The organism is Erwinia sp. AnSW2-5 (genome assembly GCF_045107195.1).
GTDB lineage: Bacteria > Pseudomonadota > Gammaproteobacteria > Enterobacterales > Enterobacteriaceae > Erwinia.
Genome location: NZ_JBJGXA010000002.1, coordinates 35,620 through 54,703, shown reverse-complemented (window position 1 = coordinate 54,703; position 19,084 = coordinate 35,620). Strand labels below are relative to the sequence as shown.

Sequence of the window (19,084 nt, the reverse complement as noted above, 5' to 3'; positions counted from 1 at the left end):
AATGACCACTGGTGGCCAGGCTCAAATTGGAAATGTTGATCTTGTTAAACAACTTAATGGCGCAGCCGTTTACCGGCTCATCGATCAGCAGGGCCCTATCTCACGAATCCAGATTGCCGAGCACAGTCAGCTCGCTCCCGCCAGTGTCACCAAGATCACGCGTCAGCTCATTGAGCGTGGTCTGATCAAAGAAGTTGACCAGCAGGCCTCCACTGGGGGCCGCCGGGCGATTTCTATCATTACGGAAACCCGCGGATTTAATACCATTGGCGTGCGCCTTGGCCGCAACGATGCCACCGTCACCCTGTTTGATTTAAGTGGAAAATCGCTGGCGGAAGAGCACTATCCACTGCCCGAACGCACGCAGGAAACCCTCGAAAATGCGCTATTTAAGGCCATTGCCGGCTTTAGCGAACTGCATCAGCGCAAACTGCGCGAGCTGATTGCCATCTCCGTTATTCTGCCTGGCCTGGTCGACCCCAAAAACGGCATTATTCGCTATATGCCTCACATCAGCGTCAGCCACTGGCCGCTGGTTGCCAGCCTGGAAAAACGGTTCAGTGTCACCAGCTTTGTCGGCCATGACATCCGTAGCCTGGCCCTGGCAGAGCACTATTTTGGCGCATCACGCGACTGCGCGGACTCCATTTTGGTGCGTGTCCATCGGGGAACGGGGGCCGGGATTATTGCTAACGGTCAGATTTTCCTCGGCAGCAACGGCAACGTGGGTGAGCTGGGGCACATCCAGGTGGACCCGTTAGGAGAGCGTTGCCACTGCGGCAACTTTGGCTGCCTTGAAACCATCGCCGCCAACAGCGCCATTGAGCATCGCGTGCGCCATCTGCTCACGCAGGGATATCCAAGCAGCCTTACCCTTGATGATTGTCAGATTCAACTTATCTGCCGTGCCGCTAATCGGGGGGATGCGCTGGCAACGGAAGTGATCGAACATGTTGGCCGCCACCTCGGAAAAGCGGTCGCCATCGCCATCAATCTGTTCAATCCACAAAAAATCGTCATTGCAGGTGAAATTACCGAAGCAGATAAAGTGCTGCTTCCGGCAATTGAAGGCTGCATTAATACTCAGGCACTAAAAGCCTTCCGTAAAAATCTGCCCGTTGTACGCTCGGAGATCGACCACCGATCGGCGATTGGCGCTTTTGCTCTGGTAAAACGCGCCATGCTCAACGGAATTCTGCTTCAGCGCCTGCTGGAAGGTTAATTGAATGATGGACTCTGATCGCATGACGATAAAGAACGTAATCTGTGATATCGACGGCGTGCTGATGCACGACAACACCGCCGTCCCCGGTGCGCGTGAGTTTTTACAGCGCATCGTGGGCAATAATATGCCGCTGGTGGTGTTAACAAACTACCCTTCCCAAACCGCGATGGACCTGTCGAATCGTTTTGCCTCTGCTGGCATTGAACTGCCGGACAGCGTGTTTTATACCTCGGCAATGGCCACCGCCGACTTTCTCAAACGTCAGGAAGGGAAGAAAGCGTATGTAGTCGGAGAAGGCGCACTAATCCATGAGCTGTATAAAGCTGGATTTACGATTACCGATATCAATCCTGACTTCGTGATCGTCGGAGAAACCCGTTCGTTTAACTGGGACATGATGCATAAGGCCGCCTTCTTCGTAGCCAATGGCGCACGATTCATCGCGACTAACCCGGACAGCCATGGTCACGGTTTCTCACCGGCCTGCGGTGCGCTCTGTGCCGGTATCGAAAAAATTTCGGGACGCCAGCCCTTCTACGTAGGGAAACCCAGCCCGTGGATTATGCGTGCTGCACTGAACAAAATGCAGGCGCACTCAGAAGAGACGGTGATCGTGGGTGATAATCTGCGCACTGATATTCTTGCTGGCTTCCAGGCCGGGCTGGAAACCATTCTGGTCCTGTCGGGGGTATCCACCCTCAGTGACGTGGATGCGATGCCGTTCCGCCCCACGTGGATCTACCCTTCCGTTGCCGATATCGACATTATTTAGTCCTCTGCCCGGTTCGCCGGGCATTTCATTCCCTTTATGTGCATTTCTTGTTCGCTTTTAGTCATTCATTATCGATTCATCAATAAAACCTCGTTTAAATTGCATATCCGCTAAGAATACCTCCTGGTCAACAGGCTATTTTTCACCTAATGACTAAAATACTTGCATCACCTCACTGGTTAGCGCATTTTCTTATACATCATGCGATATAGTCGCTTTAAACCAATATCATCACCGCAAGGTAAGTCGTTAGGGAGCTGTTTATGTGTTCTATTTTTGGTGTACTCGATCTGAAAAGCGATCCAGTTGAACTGCGCAAGAAAGCCCTGGAGCTTTCACGTCTGATGCGTCACCGTGGCCCGGACTGGTCTGGTGTTTATGCCGATGACAAAGCAATTCTCGTTCATGAACGTCTGTCGATTGTTGACGTTAACAACGGCGCACAGCCGCTGTACAACGCAGCTCATACCCATGTACTTGCGGTGAATGGTGAAATCTACAACCATCAGGCGCTGCGTGCTGAACTGAGCGATCGCTATGAGTTCCAGACCGAGTCCGACTGTGAAGTGATCCTCGCGCTGTATCAGGAAAAAGGCATCGATTTCCTTGACGACCTGCAAGGCATGTTCGCTTTCATCCTGTATGACAGCGTGAAAAACACCTATCTGATCGGCCGCGACCATATCGGGATTATCCCGCTGTATATGGGCAACGACGAGCACGGTAACCTGTATGTAGCTTCTGAAATGAAAGCACTGGTGCCGGTGTGCCGCAGCATTAAAGAATTCCCGCCGGGAAGCTATCTGTCCAGCACCGATGGTGAGATCCGCCGCTACTGGCAGCGTGACTGGTTTGACTATGCCGCAGTAGAAGAAAACGTCACTGATGCCGCAGCGTTGAAAAATGCACTGGAAGAGTCAGTGAAAAGCCACCTGATGTCAGATGTGCCTTATGGCGTGCTGCTGTCCGGTGGTCTGGATTCTTCTATTATCTCTGCCGTAACCAAACGTTTTGCAGCGAAGCGCGTAGAAGATCAGGATAAGAGCGAAGCCTGGTGGCCACAGCTGCACTCCTTTGCCGTTGGCCTGGAAGGATCGCCGGACCTGACTGCGGCTAAAGCCGTGGCAGAACATCTGGGCACCGTGCACCACGAAATTCATTTCACCGTGCAGGAAGGTCTGGATGCAATTCGCGATGTGATTTACCACATTGAAACCTATGATGTGACCACCATCCGCGCGTCTACGCCGATGTACCTGATGTCACGCAAAATCAAGGCAATGGGTATTAAGATGGTGCTGTCCGGTGAAGGCGCTGACGAAGTGTTCGGCGGCTACCTGTACTTCCATAAAGCGCCAAATGCCCGTGAATTCCACGAAGAGAACGTGCGTAAACTGCATGCACTGCATATGTTTGACTGTGCTCGCGCTAACAAGGCGATGTCAGCCTGGGGCGTGGAAGCGCGTGTCCCGTTCCTGGATAAAAAATTCCTGGATGTAGCAATGCGCATCAACCCACAGGACAAAATGTGTGGCAGCAACGGTAAAATGGAAAAACACATCCTGCGTGAGTGCTTTGAATCTTACCTGCCAGCTAGCGTCGCATGGCGTCAGAAAGAGCAGTTCTCTGATGGTGTCGGCTATAGCTGGATTGATACCCTGAAAGAAGTGGCTGCAGAGCAGATCAGCGATCAGCAGTTGCAAACCGCCCACTTCCGTTTCGCATACAACACGCCGACCTCTAAAGAAGCGTATCTGTACCGTGAAATCTTTGAAGAGCTGTTCCCTCTGCCAAGTGCGGCAGAATGCGTCCCTGGCGGCCCGTCAGTGGCCTGTTCGTCCGCTAAGGCAATAGAATGGGATGAAGCGTTCAAAAACATGGACGATCCGTCAGGTCGCGCCGTAGGTGTGCACCAGTCCGCTTACTAATACGCTCTGGTTACTCATCTCTAACGGGCCCTTGTGGCCCGTTTTTATTTAGCCGTTGCGTCTGTTAGCATCAGAATTCGTTGATTTTATCGTCACCCTGCTCACAAGGCAGTCAAACAACACGATTGTGACAAAAAACGGGAAAAAACTTGTTGACGCTTTTAGGCCAACTCCGCATAATGCGCCCCGCAACGCCGCAGAAGGTTACGCGAAAAAAGAAGGCTACTTAGCTCAGCTGGTTATTCGATTCCCGTAGTAGCCACCATCTTTTTTTTTGCGCGGGAGTGGCGAAATTGGTAGACGCACCAGATTTAGGTTCTGGCGCCGCAAGGTGTGCGAGTTCAAGTCTCGCCTCCCGCACCATTTCCCTAAGCGGTTTGCACGGATGGGGTATCGCCAAGCGGTAAGGCACCGGTTTTTGATACCGGCATTCCCTGGTTCGAATCCAGGTACCCCAGCCATTTTCTTAGAAGTATGTTAGTGTAGTAACGCAGTAAAATTAGGCTACTTAGCTCAGCTGGTTAGAGCACAGCACTCATAATGCTGGGGTCACAGGTTCGATTCCCGTAGTAGCCACCAATTTTATTGGGGTGTCGCCAAGCGGTAAGGCACTGGTTTCTGATACCAGCATTCCGGGGTTCGAATCCCTGCACCCCAGCCATACAAAGACGGCTGGTAGTACGAGTCGCAAAAAAAAGACGCATGGCTTGCCAGTCGCATAAAAAATTGGGGTGTCGCCAAGCGGTAAGGCACTGGTTTCTGATACCAGCATTCCGGGGTTCGAATCCCTGCACCCCAGCCATAAAGTAAAAAAGCCTGCGAAAGCGGGCTTTTTTACGTCTGTAGAAAATCCAGACCTGCGATCGCGTAGGGGTTGACCTTCAGTTTCGGTCAACCCGCAATCCTACAATCCCAATGCGTATTTCAGCGCCTGCCGTTTTAACACGCCAGAATGCTGTGCCACTATCAGCCCAAGATTGCGCACCACTTTAAGCGGCGCAGACTGATTACTGAAGGCGAAATAGAACAGGTCCATGCCACTTTGCATCAGCAGGTTATCTTTCTGGCGTTTACGCTGGTAGCGCTGTAACACCGCCGTCGATGCCCAATCCTCTGCCCGCTGACGCGACTCACTCAAGACAGTGATTAATGCATCCACATCACGATAACCGAGGTTTACCCCCTGCCCGGCCAGCGGATTGATGGTGTGCGCAGCATCGCCCACCAGCGCCAGGCCGGGGAGTACATAGCGCGTGGCATGGCGACGGACCAACGGGAATGACCCGGCCGCAAACGGCGTAACCTGGCCAAGACGTGCCGGGAAGTGCGCCTGAATCTCTTTTTGTAGCTGCGGCATCGTCATCGCCTGAAGCTGGCGAATGCGGGCCGGGCTGTCGTACCACACCAGTGAAGCCCAGCGATCAAACAGCGGCAGGAAGGCACGCGGTCCTTCTGGGGTAAACTGCTGCCAGGTGGTATCCCCGGCATCCTGCTCGCAGCGCACGCTGATTAGCATGCAGGACTGAGCATAGTTCCAGCCGTGAATGCCAATTCCCGCTAACTGGCGCACCTGCGAATTGGCACCGTCGGCCCCGACCACCAGCCTGGCCGTTATTGTTTCACCGCTTTCCAGCGCCAATTGCCAGCCACCGTTAACCTGCTGTAAATCGCGCAGGCGGGCCGGGCATAACAGCGCTACATCCTGTTGTTGCAAACGCTGCCACAGCGCACGTTGCAATACGCTGTTTTCAACCATGTAGCCAAGCTCAGGTAAGCCGAGTGACTCTGCATCGAACCCGACATGCGCGGTCTGCCACTCCCAGGTCTCCAGCTTACGATAAGGTACGCAGCGCATACCGAGCACCGCAGGCCAGACGCTCAATTGCTTCAGTAACGCGACAGAGGCCACACCAATGGCCGAGATCCGCACGTCAGGGTGGCTGGCTGCATCAAACGCTGCCGGGGGAGCCTGTTCCAGCACCGCCACCTGAAAACCCTGCTGCGCCAGCCCACTTGCCAGCGCGGCCCCCACCATGCCGCCACCGACGATGGCCACATCCACTTTATGCTTTTTTTCCGTCATTTTTTTTCCTTCTCCGGCCGTATCACGCGTGCTGTGCAACTACACCTCACCGGCAGAATTCTGTTATCCTGATCGTTCGTAAGTGTACCGGATTTTTCTGTGACATTCAGAACACCGGCCTCACTGGCAGCGAAGCACTACAATACGCGCCCCGCACTCCTTTCTGCATGACAAATGGCAAGTCGATGACAAAAAAACTGCATATCAAAACCTGGGGCTGTCAGATGAATGAGTATGACTCATCCAAAATGGCAGACCTGTTAAACAGCACTCACGGTTATACCCTGACCGATGCGGCAGAAGATGCCGATGTCTTGCTGCTCAACACCTGTTCGATTCGTGAAAAGGCCCAGGAAAAAGTTTTCGCTTTGCTTGGCCGATGGAGAAAACTGAAGGAGTCAAATCCCGATGTCATTATCGGCGTTGGCGGCTGTGTGGCATCACAGGAAGGCGATCAACTGCGCCAGCGTGCCAGCTGCGTGGATATTGTTTTTGGCCCACAGACTCTGCATCGTTTGCCGGAGATGATTAACACGGTGCGTGGCACGAAAAGCCCGGTCGTGGATGTCAGCTTCCCGGAAATCGAAAAATTTGACCGCATGCCCGAGCCGCGTGCTGATGGTCCAACCGCGTTTGTCTCGATCATGGAAGGCTGCAACAAATACTGCACCTTCTGTGTGGTGCCTTATACGCGCGGTGAGGAAGTCAGCCGCCCTTCGGATGATATCTTGTTCGAGATCGCCCAACTGGCCGCACAGGGCGTGCGTGAAGTGAACCTGCTGGGTCAGAACGTCAATGCATATCGCGGTGAGACCTTCGACGGCGGCATCTGCTCATTCGCCGAGCTGCTGCGTCTGGTGGCCGCCATTGATGGTATTGACCGCATCCGCTTCACCACCAGCCACCCCATCGAATTTACCGACGATATCATTGATGTTTACCGCGACACGCCAGAGCTGGTGAGCTTCCTGCATCTGCCGGTACAAAGCGGGGCAGACCGCATCCTGACGCTGATGAAACGTGCGCATACGGCGCTGGAATACAAGGCGATCATCCGCAAGCTGGTTGCTGCCCGCCCGGATATCCAAATCAGTTCTGACTTTATCATCGGTTTTCCTGGCGAAACGCAGGCCGACTTCGAGCAGACCATGAAGCTGGTGGGTGAAATCAACTTCGATACCAGCTACAGCTTTATCTACTCAGCCCGTCCGGGAACACCGGCTGCCGACCTGCCGGATGATGTCTCCGACGATGAGAAAAAACAGCGCCTCTATATTTTGCAAGATCGCCTTAACCAGCAGGTGATGGCCTGGAGCCGCCGTATGCTTGGCACGGTGCAGCGCATTCTCGTTGAAGGTACCTCGCGTAAAAATGTGATGGAACTGTCCGGCCGAACGGCCTGCAATCGCGTGGTGAATTTCGAAGGCACACCCGAGCACATTGGCAAATTCGTTGATGTAGACATCGTCGATGTCTATGCCAACTCACTGCGCGGCATTTTTGTCCGTGGTGAAGATCAAATGGACCTGCGCAGCATCGAAACCCCCGCCTCCGTCATTGCACGCACGCGCAAAGAGAACGAGCTGGGCGTCAGCACCTTCCAACCTTGATGCCTCAATCATACGGCGAGCCTTCCGGGTTCGCCGTATGATTTCATTGCGTTACACTTGCTTTCTGAAAGACGCGCCCAAATATCCAACCGGACACTTGCAGCTTTGCATGCTGCCATAAATACTTCGTTTATGGCGCTGAAGCCGGACAGTCATCCATTTCTCAACCTGGCCCTGTGTGACCCAAAGGATTAGTTTGAATATTGAAACACGTGAAGTAACGCTGGAACCCATTGATAACGCACGTCTACTGAGCCTGTGCGGCCCGTTTGATGACAATATCAAACAGCTGGAACGCCGACTGGGTATTGAGATCAACCGCCGTGAAAACGCCTTTAAGCTGGTGGGACGCGCGCTGAGCGTTCATGCCGGCGTAGATATTCTGCGTCATCTTTATGTGGATACCGCCCCTGTGCGTGGCCATATCCCGGATATCGACCCGGAACAGATTCACCTGGCGATTAAAGAGAGCGGCGTGCTTGAACAGACCGCCGACAGCGTGCCCGATTTCGGCAAAGCGATTCATATTAAAACCAAACGCGGCGTGATAAAACCGCGTACACCAAACCAGGCGCAGTATGTCGCCAACATTCTCGACCATGATGTGACGTTTGGCATTGGCCCTGCGGGAACCGGTAAGACGTATCTGGCGGTCGCGGCCGCCGTTGATGCCCTGGAGCGTCAGGAGATCCGTCGTATTATGCTGACCCGCCCTGCGGTTGAGGCCGGTGAAAAGCTTGGCTTCCTGCCGGGGGACCTCAGCCAGAAGGTGGACCCGTATCTGCGTCCACTGTACGACGCCCTGTTCGAGATGCTGGGCTTTGAACGCGTTGAGAAGCTGATCGAGCGTAACGTGATTGAAGTGGCGCCACTGGCCTATATGCGCGGCCGTACCCTGAACGATGCGTTCATCATTCTGGATGAAAGCCAGAACACCACCATCGAACAGATGAAGATGTTCCTGACGCGTATTGGATTTAACTCGAAAGCGGTGATCACCGGTGATGTGACGCAGATTGACCTGCCACGTAACCTGAAATCCGGCCTGCGCCATGCCATCGAGGTGCTGTCCGATGTGGATGAACTGAGTTTTAACTTCTTCCACAGTGAAGACGTGGTGCGCCATCCTGTTGTTGCGCGCATTGTCGTTGCCTATGAAGCCTGGGAAGCTGCCGATCAAAAACGACGCGATGCCCAGGCAGAAGAACGTAAACGTGAAGCTCTGGCTGCCCAGCAGGCTTCACAGGAGAACAAATGAGTAATGTTATTCTGGACCTGCAACTCGCTTGTGAAAGCGAGCAGGGACTGCCGGCTGAAGCCGATTTTCAACGCTGGCTGGAGGCGGTACTGCCGCAGTTCCAGCCAGAGAGCGAAGTCACTATCCGAGTGGTTGATGAAGCGGAAAGCCGTGAGTTAAACCACACCTATCGCGCCAAAGACAAACCGACCAACGTGCTGTCGTTCCCGTTTGAAGCCCCTCCGGGCATTGAGCTGCCGCTACTGGGTGATTTGATTATCTGTCGCCAGGTGGTGGAACAGGAAGCCGCCGAGCAGGAAAAAACGCTTGCGGCCCACTGGGCGCACATGGTGATCCACGGTAGCCTGCATCTGTTGGGTTATGATCACATCGAAGATGACGAAGCCGAAGAGATGGAATCGCTGGAGACCGAGATAATGCTTGCTCTTGGCTATCCCGATCCGTACATTTCGGAGAAAGAATAAGTACCTGGCTTGTATAGCCTGAAAACGAAGGCCACTGCGGCTTCCGATGAAAGACTTGTACAGGCCATCACGCCTGCCCCACCTGGGGCAGCCGATTTTATTGATAGAGAGACAAACTCAAAAACGCCATGAGCGATGACCATTCACAAAACAATGACAGTCCCAGTACCAAAAAGGGATTTTTTACGCTGATTCTCAACCAATTGTTCCACGGTGAGCCGAAAAACCGCGATGACCTGCTGGAGTTGATCCGTGATTCTGAACAGAATGACCTGATCGACCCGGATACCAGGGACATGCTGGAAGGTGTGATGGATATCGCCGAACAGCGTGTACGCGACATCATGATCCCCCGCTCTCAGATGGTCACACTCAAGCGTAATCAGACGCTGGAAGAGTGCCTGGCGGTGATTATTGAATCCGCCCACTCGCGCTTCCCGGTGATCAGCGAAGACAAGGACCATGTTGAAGGCATCCTGATGGCCAAAGACCTGCTGCCATTTATGAGCAGTGAGTCTGAGCCGTTCAGTATGGAAAAGGTACTGCGCACAGCGGTAGTGGTACCGGAAAGTAAGCGCGTCGACCGGATGCTAAAAGAGTTCCGTTCACAGCGTTATCATATGGCTATCGTGATTGACGAATTTGGTGGCGTCTCCGGCCTGGTGACTATCGAGGACATCCTTGAGCTGATCGTCGGTGAAATTGAAGATGAGTATGACGATGAAGAAGATCGCGATATTCGTCAGCTCAGTCGCCACACTTACACCATTCGCGCCCTGACGCCGATCGAAGATTTCAACGAAGTCTTTAACACCCACTTCAGCGATGAAGAGGTAGATACCATCGGCGGCCTGGTGATGCAGGGCTTTGGCCACCTGCCAGCACGCGGTGAAAGCATTGAGATCGATGGCTACCAGTTTAAAGTCGCGATGGCAGACAGCCGCCGTATTATTCAGGTCCATGTCAAAATCCCGGAAAATTCGCCGCAACCGACTCTGGAAGAGTAACCGACTTATGGCAATTGCTTCATTCTGCCAGCGCCAGCGGGTTCGCCTGCTTTTAGCGCTTATAACGGGTGCCATTGGCACCCTTTCTTTCTCCCCCTATGATTTCTGGCCTGCTGCACTGGTTTCACTGATTGGCTTACAGGCCCTGACGTTAGACCGCACCACGCGTCAGGCCAGCGCCATCGGTTTTGTCTGGGGCATGGGCCTGTTCGGCAGCGGCATTAACTGGGTTTATGTCAGCATTGCCACCTTCGGCGGCATGCCTGGCCCGGTCAATGTGTTCCTTGTGATCCTGCTGGCTGCCTGGTTGTCGCTCTACACCATGTTGTTTGCCACCCTGCTCAACCGCCTGAGCCCGAAAACCACGCTGCTGCGCCTGACGCTGGTGGCTCCGGTGCTGTGGCAAATTACGGAGTTCCTGCGTGGCTGGGTACTGACCGGTTTCCCGTGGTTGCAGTTTGGCTACAGCCAGATTAATGGTCCGCTGAAAGGCCTGGCACCCTTACTGGGCGTGGAAGGCATCACCTTCCTGTTGATGATTATCGCCGGCATTGCTGTGTACGCTTTACTGAAACGCCGCCTGGCTGCTGGCGTCACCGCCCTGGCGTTACTGCTGCTGCCCTGGCCATTGCGTCAGATCAGCTGGTACCAGCCCTTGCCAGAGAAGGCCGTGGATGTGGCGCTTGTGCAGGGCAATATTGAACAATCGATGAAGTGGGATCCGGATCAGTTGGTGAATACGCTGAAAACCTATACCGCACTCAGTCGCCCGTTTGTCGGAAAAGCGCCGATCATTATCTGGCCGGAATCGGCTATTCCCGATCTGGAAACACGCCAGCAGCCATTCCTGAAAGCCGTTGATGAACAACTGCGTGCGGGGGGCAGCAGTCTGGTGACCGGCATTGTTGATTCACGTCTCGAAAGCAATCGCTACCACGATTACAACTCCATCATCGTGTTGGGAGGGCCGCAGCCGTACAACTATTTCAGCAAGAACCGCTATCAGAAGAACCATCTGGTGCCTTTTGGCGAGTTCGTCCCACTGGAAGCCCTGCTGCGTCCACTGGCTCCGTTCTTCGACCTGCCGATGTCGTCCTTCAGCCGTGGGGACTACGTACAACCGCAGCTTCAGGTTGCTGGTTATAACCTGACGGCAGCCATCTGCTACGAAATCGTCCTGGGCCAGCAGGTTCGTGATAACTTCAGGCCGGATACCCACTTCCTGCTGACGATCTCGAACGATGCCTGGTTCGGTCACTCCATTGGTCCGTGGCAGCATCTGCAAATGGCGCGCATGCGCGCACTGGAGCTTGGCCGCCCACTGCTGCGCAGCACCAATAACGGTGTAACGGCAGTGGTCAATGCTGATGGTGAGATTGCACAGATGATTCCGCAGTTCAAAGCTGAAGTACTGGAAGCCAAAGTCATACCGACGACCGGGCTGACACCTTATGCCCGAATCGGCAACTGGGGTATCTGGGCTGTCTCACTGCTGTTTGCCCTTGCTGGCGTAATCTGCACCTGGCGTTCACGCCGTTCATAACGTCCTCCGGGCGAGGCATGCCTCGCCCCTACATTTTCACACCGCCATTCCCAACAGCTTATGCTGCATTTCTGTTAAAAAACCGCCATTGGCACGATGATTGCAAAATATTTCCGTGAAACGTGTGTCAGCACGATACCAAGTCGCTACGAAATCGTTCGCGCACCAATATGGCGCAGCTATTGCACCCGAGCGAAGCATTGCTGAAAAAATCGCACTTAATTGGTGCGGGGTGCATCGCAAAAAAGAAACTTTTCCATATCAACCTATTAACATTCAGCTATGTTATTGGGAAATGACACCGTTTTCGTTTTGAATAAAACAGATAACTAGCAGGAAATACACACATCACATCACGTCGGCGTAGGTTTTAGCGCCACAACTGCAAAGGAGTTGGAACATGAAATTACGGAAACTGGGGCTTTGCCTTGCACTGGCAGGATTCGCCTCTGGTATCGCTCATGCTGAGGACGCAAAACCACAGGCAGCAACCGATGCACAACAGCAAGCCACCCTGGAAAAGATTGCTAAAAACGGCGTCATCGTCGTTGGCCACCGTGAATCCTCCGTCCCGTTCTCCTACTACGACAACCAGCAAAAAGTTGTGGGTTACTCTCAGGATTATTCCAACGCAATTATTGACGCCATTAAGAAAAAGCTGAACAAGCCTGACCTGCAAGTGAAAATGCTGCCGATTACCTCTCAGAACCGTATTCCTCTGTTGCAGAACGGCACCTACGATTTTGAATGTGGTTCAACCACCAATAACCTTGAGCGCCAAAAACAAGCCAGCTTCTCCGACAGCATCTTCGTCGTGGGTACGCGCCTGCTGGTGAAAAAAGGTGGGGCGATTAAAGACTTCGCAGACCTGAAAGGCAAAAGTGTTGTTGTGACTTCAGGTACCACTTCGGAAATTCTGCTGAACAAGCTGAACGACGAGAAAAAAATGGACATGCGTATCATCAGTGCAAAAGATCACGGTGACTCTTTCCGCACCCTGGAAACCGGCCGCGCTGTGGCATTTATGATGGATGATGCTTTACTGGCAGGTGAACGTGCTAAGGCGAAAAAACCGGCTAACTGGGAGATCCTCGGTACGCCGCAATCCCGTGAAGCCTACGGCTGTATGCTGCGTAAAGACGACGGTGAATTCAAAAAGCTGATGGATGACACCATAGCCCAGGCGCAGACCTCGGGTGAAGCCACCAAGTGGTTCGACAAATGGTTCAAACAGCCGATTCCACCAAAAAATATGACCATGGACTTTGACCTGTCTGACGACATGAAAGCATTGTTCAAAGCGCCTAATGACAAGGCAGTAAATTAAATACCCAAAATAATTCGAGTTGCTTGTAGGCGGCAAGCGAGTGACTAATCGGTCATTGGCCGATTTGAACAGCGCCTGCGCTGGCCCGCAGGGTGAGCGAACGCAGCCAACACCCAGGCAACTTGAAGTAAGACGGGGATAAAGAAAAAACACGCACTCATTCGCGTGTCAACAGGGCGGTACGCTGCCCTACGATTGTTGAACACAGGCTCGGACAGACACAGTCAGGCGGACAGGGCTTAAGTCCTGGCGCCTGGCGAAGATGCAAACCGGTCGTTCCCCGGTGCGCATATCAAAATACTTTCCCGAACCAGGAGAGTATTTGAGCCTCTCATCAATCTTCAGGGTAGCGATCGCTACCCTTTTTTTCCGGAGTATTTTATGTCAATTGATTGGAACTGGGGAATATTCCTGCAAGAGGCCCCATTCGGTAATACAACCTATCTTGGTTGGCTGTGGTCCGGTTTTCAGGTCACCATCGCCGTCTCCGTTTGTGCCTGGATTATCGCCCTGTTAGTCGGTTCCCTGTTCGGTATTTTGCGAACCGTTCCTAACCGCCTGCTTTCAGGTCTCGGCACCTGCTACGTTGAGTTATTCCGTAACGTGCCGTTGATCGTGCAATTCTTTATCTGGTATCTGGTGGTGCCGGAACTGCTGCCGGAAGGTATCGGCATGTGGTTTAAATCGGAAATCGATCCGAACATCCAGTTCTTCACCTGCTCGGTGCTATGCCTGGGTCTGTTCACCGCAGCCCGCGTCTGCGAACAGGTTCGTGCCGCCATTCAGTCACTGCCCAGCGGCCAAAAAAATGCCGGCCTGGCCATGGGACTGACGCTGCCACAAACCTATCGTTATGTATTGCTGCCTAACGCCTACCGCGTGATTGTACCGCCGATGACCTCAGAGATGCTTAATCTGGTCAAAAACTCAGCCATCGCCTCCACCATCGGGCTGGTCGATATGGCGGCTCAGGCAGGCAAGCTGCTGGACTACTCTGCACACGCCTATGAATCTTTCACCGCCATTACCCTCGCCTACATCGCTATCAATGCGGTCATTATGCTGCTGATGGGACTGGTTGAACGAAAAGTCCGCTTACCGGGGGGCAAATAAATAATGTATGAATTTGACTGGAGTACCATCGTTCCCAATCTGCCTTATCTGTGGGCAGGGATGGTTGTTACGCTGAAAATCACCGTAACGGCGGTTGTTTTTGGCATTATCTGGGGCACCTTGCTGGCGGTCATGCGACTGTCATCCTTCAAACCGATCAGCTGGTTCGCCAAGATCTACGTCAACCTGTTCCGCTCCGTTCCGCTGGTCATGGTGTTGCTGTGGTTCTATCTGGTGGTACCAAGCTTTCTGCAACAAGTTCTGGGACTGTCGCCGAAGACAGATATCCGTCTGATCTCTGCCATGGTGGCCTTCTCGCTGTTTGAAGCCGCTTATTACTCAGAAATTATCCGCGCGGGTATTCTGAGTATCGCGCGTGGCCAGGGTAACGCCGCACTGGCACTGGGGATGACTCAGTGGCAATCCATGCAGTTGATCATCCTGCCTCAGGCGTTTCGCGCTATGGTGCCGCTGCTGCTTACCCAGGGGATTGTCTTATTCCAGGATACCTCCCTGGTGTATGTCCTGAGCCTGGCGGACTTCTTCCGTACGGCCGATACCATCGGTGTAAATAACGGTACTGAGATTGAAATGGTGCTGTTTGCCGGTGCGATTTACTTCGTTATCAGCCTTAGCGCTTCGCTGTTGGTCAGCTATTTAAAGAAAAAAAGGACTGCATAAATGATTACCCTGAAAAATATTTCTAAGTGGTATGGTCACTTTCAGGTGCTGACCGACTGCTCAACCGAAGTCAAAAAAGGTGAAGTGGTGGTAGTGTGTGGTCCTTCAGGTTCAGGAAAATCAACGCTGATCAAAACGGTGAACGGTCTTGAACCTATCCAAAAAGGGCTGATTGAAGTGAATGGAACCCCCGTTAACGACAAGAAGACCAACCTTGCCCAACTGCGTTCTAAGGTGGGTATGGTGTTTCAGCATTTTGAGCTTTTCCCGCACCTGTCGATCGTCGATAACCTGACGCTGGCACAGGTAAAAGTGCTGAAACGTAATAAAGAAGAAGCGCGTCAGAAAGGCCTTAAGCTACTGGAGCGCGTTGGCCTGTCCACCCATGCTAATAAGTTTCCCGGACAGCTCTCCGGTGGTCAGCAGCAGCGTGTGGCGATTGCCCGTGCATTGTGTATGGACCCTATCGCGATGTTGTTCGACGAACCCACCTCCGCGCTGGACCCGGAAATGATCAACGAAGTGCTGGACGTCATGGTCGAACTGGCGAATGAAGGCATGACAATGATGGTGGTAACGCACGAAATGGGCTTCGCCCGTAAAGTGGCTAACCGGGTGATATTTATGGATGAAGGAAAAATTGTCGAAGATTCACCGAAGGATGAGTTCTTCAACAATCCACAGTCTGAGCGTGCTAAAGACTTCCTGGCGAAGATCCTGCATTAATCTTGCCTGACGGGCGGACCGCAACAAAAGGTCCGCCCCCTGCATAGCAATCAAGATCAGGGTTCAAACGGCTGACGTACAAACTGATCGTGGTTGCACTCCGGGCAACGCGTCAGCACCTCGGGTGTATAAATCGCCCGCGTATACTGGCAGTTCTCACACACCAGATTGCCCAATCCCACCACTTCGCCACTTTGATAGACGCCATGATGGTTCAGGTCCTGGAAGACCTCGCGCCACTCAAGCTGACTCTTATCCGTAATGTCAGCCAACTCTTTCCACAGGCTCTGGCGGATAACCCGCATAAACACACTGTCGCTGAGCTCTTCCTGGTTCTCTGCATAGCTACGGGCAAACTCTTCCAGGTCACGGCGAACGGCGCGGCTGACTTCATCAATTTCGCTACGGGTTAACTCCCCCCGGTTTTGCATACGCTGCCGGGCACTCTCCACCAGGGTATCAATGTCACGTTCCCCACGCTCCAGGCGTTGAGTGAGGGAGGACACCAGCTCGCGATAATACTGAGCAACCTTGTTCATAGACACTCCTTATTGATAACGAAAGCGTTTCTCCTCATTCTAGTTGTTGATAGCAAATACCCACATTTTCGCGCTGAAATTTGCCGCCGCGCTTCCAGCTTGTAGAGAAATGCCCCCCAGCAGGACGCTTACTGTTGTTGCCTCGGGGCCGAATCAGCTATGCTATGCGGATCTGAACGAACACGAAAAAATTGATACAAAGGACTACTGGCTACTATGCAAGAGCAATATCGCCCGGAAGAGATAGAATCCCATGTTCAGCAGCAGTGGGATAACAAGCAAACGTTCAAAGTGACCGAAGAAGAAGGTAAAGAGAAGTACTACTGCCTCTCCATGCTGCCCTATCCTTCTGGCCGCCTGCACATGGGCCACGTGCGCAACTATACTATTGGCGATGTGATCTCCCGCTATCAGCGCATGCTGGGTAAAAACGTATTACAGCCAATCGGTTGGGATGCGTTCGGCCTGCCCGCTGAAGGCGCCGCAGTAAAAAATAACACTGCGCCAGCCCCGTGGACTTACTCCAACATCGACTACATGAAGAACCAGCTTAAACTGCTGGGCTTCGGCTACGACTGGAACCGTGAACTGGCGACCTGTCAGCCAGAATACTATCGCTGGGAGCAGTGGTTCTTTACCAAGCTGTATGAAAAAGGCCTGGTCTACAAAAAGACCTCTGCGGTTAACTGGTGTCCACACGACCTGACGGTGCTGGCTAACGAGCAGGTCATCGATGGCTGCTGCTGGCGCTGTGATACCAAAGTTGAGCGTAAAGAGATCCCTCAGTGGTTTGTAAAAATCACGGATTATGCCGACGAACTGCTGAATGACCTCGACACGCTGGAAAGCTGGCCTGAGCAGGTTAAAACCATGCAGCGTAACTGGATTGGCCGCTCTGAAGGCGTCGAAATCGAGTTCAATGTTAGCAACAGCCAGGAAAAGCTGCGCGTTTACACCACGCGTCCTGACACGTTCATGGGCGTCACGTATCTCGCCGTGGCAGCAGGTCATCCTCTGGCCGCACAGGCTGCTGCAAGCAACCCAGCGCTGGCTGACTTTATCGCTGAATGCCGTAACACCAAAGTTGCAGAAGCAGAAATGGCAACGATGGAGAAAAAAGGCATGGCCACCGGCCTGTACGCGCAACACCCGCTGACGGGTGACGACGTACCGGTGTGGGTCGCTAACTTCGTGCTGATGGAATACGGCACAGGTGCGGTGATGGCCGTTCCAGGCCACGACCAGCGCGACTGGGAGTTCGCCACCAAATACGACTTGCAGATCAAACCGGTTATCCTGGCCGCAGATGGCAGCGAACCGGATCTGAGCGAAGCGGCAATGACCGAAAAAGGCACGCTGTTTAACTCCGGTGAGTTCGACGGTTTGTCTTATGAAGACGGTTTCAACGCCATTGCGACTAAACTGGCTGATAACGGTGTTGGTGAGCGTAAAGTGAACTATCGCCTGCGCGACTGGGGTGTCTCCCGTCAGCGTTACTGGGGCGCACCAATCCCAATGGTCACCCTGGAAGACGGCACTGTGATGCCAACCCCGGAAGACCAGCTACCGGTGATCCTGCCGGAAGACGTGGTGATGGATGGGATTACCAGCCCGATCAAAGCCGATCCTGAATGGGCAAAGACCACCGTCAACGGCCAGCCTGCGCTGCGCGAAACCGACACCTTTGACACCTTTATGGAATCGTCATGGTATTACGCGCGTTATACCTGCCCGGATTACGATAAAGGGATGCTGGACCCGGCAGCCGCCAACTACTGGCTGCCAGTAGACCAATATGTTGGTGGTATTGAACACGCCATCATGCACCTGCTCTACTTCCGTTTCTTCCATAAACTGCTGCGTGATGCAGGGTTGGTGAACTCGAATGAACCGGCAAAACGCCTGCTGTGTCAGGGAATGGTACTGGCAGACGCCTTCTACTATCTCGGCACCAGCGGAGAACGTAACTGGGTTTCACCGGTTGACGTGACCGTTGAACGTGATGAGAAAGGCCGTATCACCAAAGCCAGCGATGCCGCAGGCAATGAGCTGGTGTATGCCGGCATGAGCAAAATGTCGAAGTCGAAAAACAACGGCATCGACCCGCAGATCATGGTTGAGCGTTACGGTGCCGATACCGTTCGCCTGTTTATGATGTTTGCTTCACCAGCAGAAATGACGCTGGAATGGCAGGAGTCTGGTGTGGAAGGGGCTAACCGCTTCCTGAAGCGCGTCTGGAAACTGGCGTTCGAACACACAGAAAAAGGGGTAACGGTTGCCCTGAACGTTGATGAACTCAACGACGATCAGAAAAGCCTGCGTCGTGACTTGCATAAAACCATCAGTAAAGTCTCTGATGATATCGGCCGCCGTCAGACCTTCAATACCGCCATTGCGGCAATTATGGAGTTAATGAACAAACTGGCACGTGCCCCGCAGGAGAGCGAACAGGATCGTGCGCTGATGCAGGAAGCCCTGCTGGCCGTTGTACGTATGCTTAACCCGTTCACCCCTCACGCCAGCTTCGTGCTGTGGCAGGCGCTGGGTGGCGCTGGTGATGTTGACAACGCACCGTGGCCGCAGGCAGATGATGCTGCAATGGTGGAAGATTCACTGCTGGTCGTGGTACAGGTTAACGGCAAGGTGCGCGGTAAAATCACCGTAGCCGCTGACGCTAATCAAGAACAGGTGCAGGCACGTGCTGCGCAGGAGCATCTGGTGGCCAAATATCTCGATGGCGTCACCATTCGTAAAGTGATTTACGTACCAGGCAAGCTGCTTAACCTGGTCGTTGGCTGATGTCTGGAG

General features: G+C 53.3%; 15 protein-coding genes and 5 tRNA genes. 18 read left to right on the top strand and 2 right to left on the bottom strand.

The features are described from left to right. The first annotated feature begins 1 nt into the window (after position 1). The 8 genes from ACFL9S_RS01820 to ACFL9S_RS01785 all read left to right on the top strand — a co-directional run bounded on the left by ACFL9S_RS01820 (position 2) and on the right by ACFL9S_RS01785 (position 4,727). Positions 2-1,222: an N-acetylglucosamine repressor gene (locus ACFL9S_RS01820; protein WP_405260004.1), complete on the top strand. Its 1,221-nt coding sequence runs from the start codon at positions 2-4 to the stop codon at positions 1,220-1,222. 22 nt (positions 1,223-1,244) lie between these two features. Beyond that, a complete protein-coding gene (locus ACFL9S_RS01815) occupies positions 1,245-1,997 on the top strand; it encodes an HAD-IIA family hydrolase (RefSeq protein ID WP_405260359.1) in 753 nt (250 codons plus the stop codon). Positions 1,998-2,260: 263 nt separating this feature from the next. Beyond that, positions 2,261-3,925 (top strand): asparagine synthase B, encoded by a 1,665-nt coding sequence (asnB, locus tag ACFL9S_RS01810; RefSeq protein ID WP_405260003.1) that lies wholly within the window; start codon positions 2,261-2,263, stop codon positions 3,923-3,925. A gap of 278 nt (positions 3,926-4,203) precedes the next feature. Continuing rightward, positions 4,204-4,288 (top strand) — tRNA-Leu (locus ACFL9S_RS01805). A 23-nt stretch (positions 4,289-4,311) separates the two neighbouring features. Beyond that, positions 4,312-4,386 (top strand) — tRNA-Gln (locus tag ACFL9S_RS01800). 41 nt (positions 4,387-4,427) lie between these two features. Next, positions 4,428-4,504: transfer RNA gene (locus ACFL9S_RS01795), tRNA-Met, on the top strand. Positions 4,505-4,511: 7 nt separating this feature from the next. Beyond that, positions 4,512-4,586, top strand: a tRNA-Gln gene (locus ACFL9S_RS01790). 66 nt (positions 4,587-4,652) lie between these two features. Next, positions 4,653-4,727: transfer RNA gene (locus ACFL9S_RS01785), tRNA-Gln, on the top strand. 102 nt (positions 4,728-4,829) lie between these two features. Here ACFL9S_RS01785 and ubiF read toward each other — a convergent pair. Continuing rightward, positions 4,830-6,008, bottom strand: coding sequence for a 3-demethoxyubiquinol 3-hydroxylase (gene ubiF, locus ACFL9S_RS01780; RefSeq protein WP_405260002.1), 1,179 nt, complete (start codon positions 6,006-6,008; stop codon positions 4,830-4,832). Positions 6,009-6,193: 185 nt separating this feature from the next. On the opposite strand from ubiF, the gene miaB reads away from it, so the two are divergent. The 9 genes from miaB to ACFL9S_RS01735 all read left to right on the top strand — a co-directional run bounded on the left by miaB (position 6,194) and on the right by ACFL9S_RS01735 (position 15,737). Continuing rightward, positions 6,194-7,618, top strand: coding sequence for a tRNA (N6-isopentenyl adenosine(37)-C2)-methylthiotransferase MiaB (gene miaB / locus ACFL9S_RS01775; RefSeq protein ID WP_405260001.1), 1,425 nt, complete (start codon positions 6,194-6,196; stop codon positions 7,616-7,618). Positions 7,619-7,814: 196 nt separating this feature from the next. Beyond that, complete coding sequence (locus tag ACFL9S_RS01770) at positions 7,815-8,876, top strand: PhoH family protein (RefSeq protein ID WP_405260000.1); 1,062 nt, start codon at positions 7,815-7,817, stop codon at positions 8,874-8,876. After that, on the top strand, positions 8,873-9,340 hold the full coding sequence (gene ybeY, locus ACFL9S_RS01765) for an rRNA maturation RNase YbeY (RefSeq protein WP_405259999.1): 468 nt from the start codon (positions 8,873-8,875) through the stop codon (positions 9,338-9,340). The genes ACFL9S_RS01770 and ybeY overlap by 4 nt, the downstream gene beginning before the upstream one ends. 128 nt (positions 9,341-9,468) lie before the next feature. Further along, positions 9,469-10,347: a CNNM family magnesium/cobalt transport protein CorC gene (corC, locus tag ACFL9S_RS01760; protein WP_405259998.1), complete on the top strand. Its 879-nt coding sequence runs from the start codon at positions 9,469-9,471 to the stop codon at positions 10,345-10,347. 7 nt (positions 10,348-10,354) lie between these two features. Next, entirely contained in the window at positions 10,355-11,890 is a 1,536-nt protein-coding gene (gene lnt, locus ACFL9S_RS01755; protein ID WP_405259997.1) for an apolipoprotein N-acyltransferase, read from the top strand. 400 nt (positions 11,891-12,290) lie between these two features. Continuing rightward, entirely contained in the window at positions 12,291-13,217 is a 927-nt protein-coding gene (locus ACFL9S_RS01750; RefSeq protein WP_405259996.1) for an amino acid ABC transporter substrate-binding protein, read from the top strand. A gap of 381 nt (positions 13,218-13,598) precedes the next feature. Further along, complete coding sequence (locus tag ACFL9S_RS01745) at positions 13,599-14,330, top strand: amino acid ABC transporter permease (RefSeq protein WP_405259995.1); 732 nt, start codon at positions 13,599-13,601, stop codon at positions 14,328-14,330. Positions 14,331-14,333: 3 nt separating this feature from the next. Next, positions 14,334-15,011: a glutamate/aspartate ABC transporter permease GltK gene (gene gltK / locus ACFL9S_RS01740; RefSeq protein ID WP_405259994.1), complete on the top strand. Its 678-nt coding sequence runs from the start codon at positions 14,334-14,336 to the stop codon at positions 15,009-15,011. Further along, entirely contained in the window at positions 15,012-15,737 is a 726-nt protein-coding gene (locus ACFL9S_RS01735; protein WP_405259993.1) for an amino acid ABC transporter ATP-binding protein, read from the top strand. A gap of 56 nt (positions 15,738-15,793) precedes the next feature. Here ACFL9S_RS01735 and ACFL9S_RS01730 read toward each other — a convergent pair whose 3' ends face one another. Further along, complete coding sequence (locus tag ACFL9S_RS01730) at positions 15,794-16,276, bottom strand: zinc ribbon-containing protein (RefSeq protein WP_405259992.1); 483 nt, start codon at positions 16,274-16,276, stop codon at positions 15,794-15,796. Positions 16,277-16,492: 216 nt separating this feature from the next. On the opposite strand from ACFL9S_RS01730, the gene leuS reads away from it, so the two are divergent. Continuing rightward, positions 16,493-19,075, top strand: a complete 2,583-nt coding sequence (gene leuS / locus ACFL9S_RS01725) for a leucine--tRNA ligase (RefSeq protein WP_405259991.1) — start codon at positions 16,493-16,495, stop codon at positions 19,073-19,075. Positions 19,076-19,084 lie beyond the last annotated feature (9 nt).

Coding starts and splice junctions, on each gene's coding strand:
- leuS (WP_405259991.1), top strand. CDS start 16,493: ATGCAAGAGCAATATCGCCCGGAAGAGATAGAATCCCATGTTCAGCAG.
- asnB (WP_405260003.1), top strand. CDS start 2,261: ATGTGTTCTATTTTTGGTGTACTCGATCTGAAAAGCGATCCAGTTGAA.
- lnt (WP_405259997.1), top strand. CDS start 10,355: ATGGCAATTGCTTCATTCTGCCAGCGCCAGCGGGTTCGCCTGCTTTTA.
- ybeY (WP_405259999.1), top strand. CDS start 8,873: ATGAGTAATGTTATTCTGGACCTGCAACTCGCTTGTGAAAGCGAGCAG.
- ACFL9S_RS01730 (WP_405259992.1), bottom strand. CDS start 16,276: ATGAACAAGGTTGCTCAGTATTATCGCGAGCTGGTGTCCTCCCTCACT.
- corC (WP_405259998.1), top strand. CDS start 9,469: ATGAGCGATGACCATTCACAAAACAATGACAGTCCCAGTACCAAAAAG.
- miaB (WP_405260001.1), top strand. CDS start 6,194: ATGACAAAAAAACTGCATATCAAAACCTGGGGCTGTCAGATGAATGAG.
- ACFL9S_RS01750 (WP_405259996.1), top strand. CDS start 12,291: ATGAAATTACGGAAACTGGGGCTTTGCCTTGCACTGGCAGGATTCGCC.
- gltK (WP_405259994.1), top strand. CDS start 14,334: ATGTATGAATTTGACTGGAGTACCATCGTTCCCAATCTGCCTTATCTG.
- ubiF (WP_405260002.1), bottom strand. CDS start 6,008: ATGACGGAAAAAAAGCATAAAGTGGATGTGGCCATCGTCGGTGGCGGC.
- ACFL9S_RS01745 (WP_405259995.1), top strand. CDS start 13,599: ATGTCAATTGATTGGAACTGGGGAATATTCCTGCAAGAGGCCCCATTC.
- ACFL9S_RS01815 (WP_405260359.1), top strand. CDS start 1,245: ATGACGATAAAGAACGTAATCTGTGATATCGACGGCGTGCTGATGCAC.
- ACFL9S_RS01820 (WP_405260004.1), top strand. CDS start 2: ATGACCACTGGTGGCCAGGCTCAAATTGGAAATGTTGATCTTGTTAAA.
- ACFL9S_RS01735 (WP_405259993.1), top strand. CDS start 15,012: ATGATTACCCTGAAAAATATTTCTAAGTGGTATGGTCACTTTCAGGTG.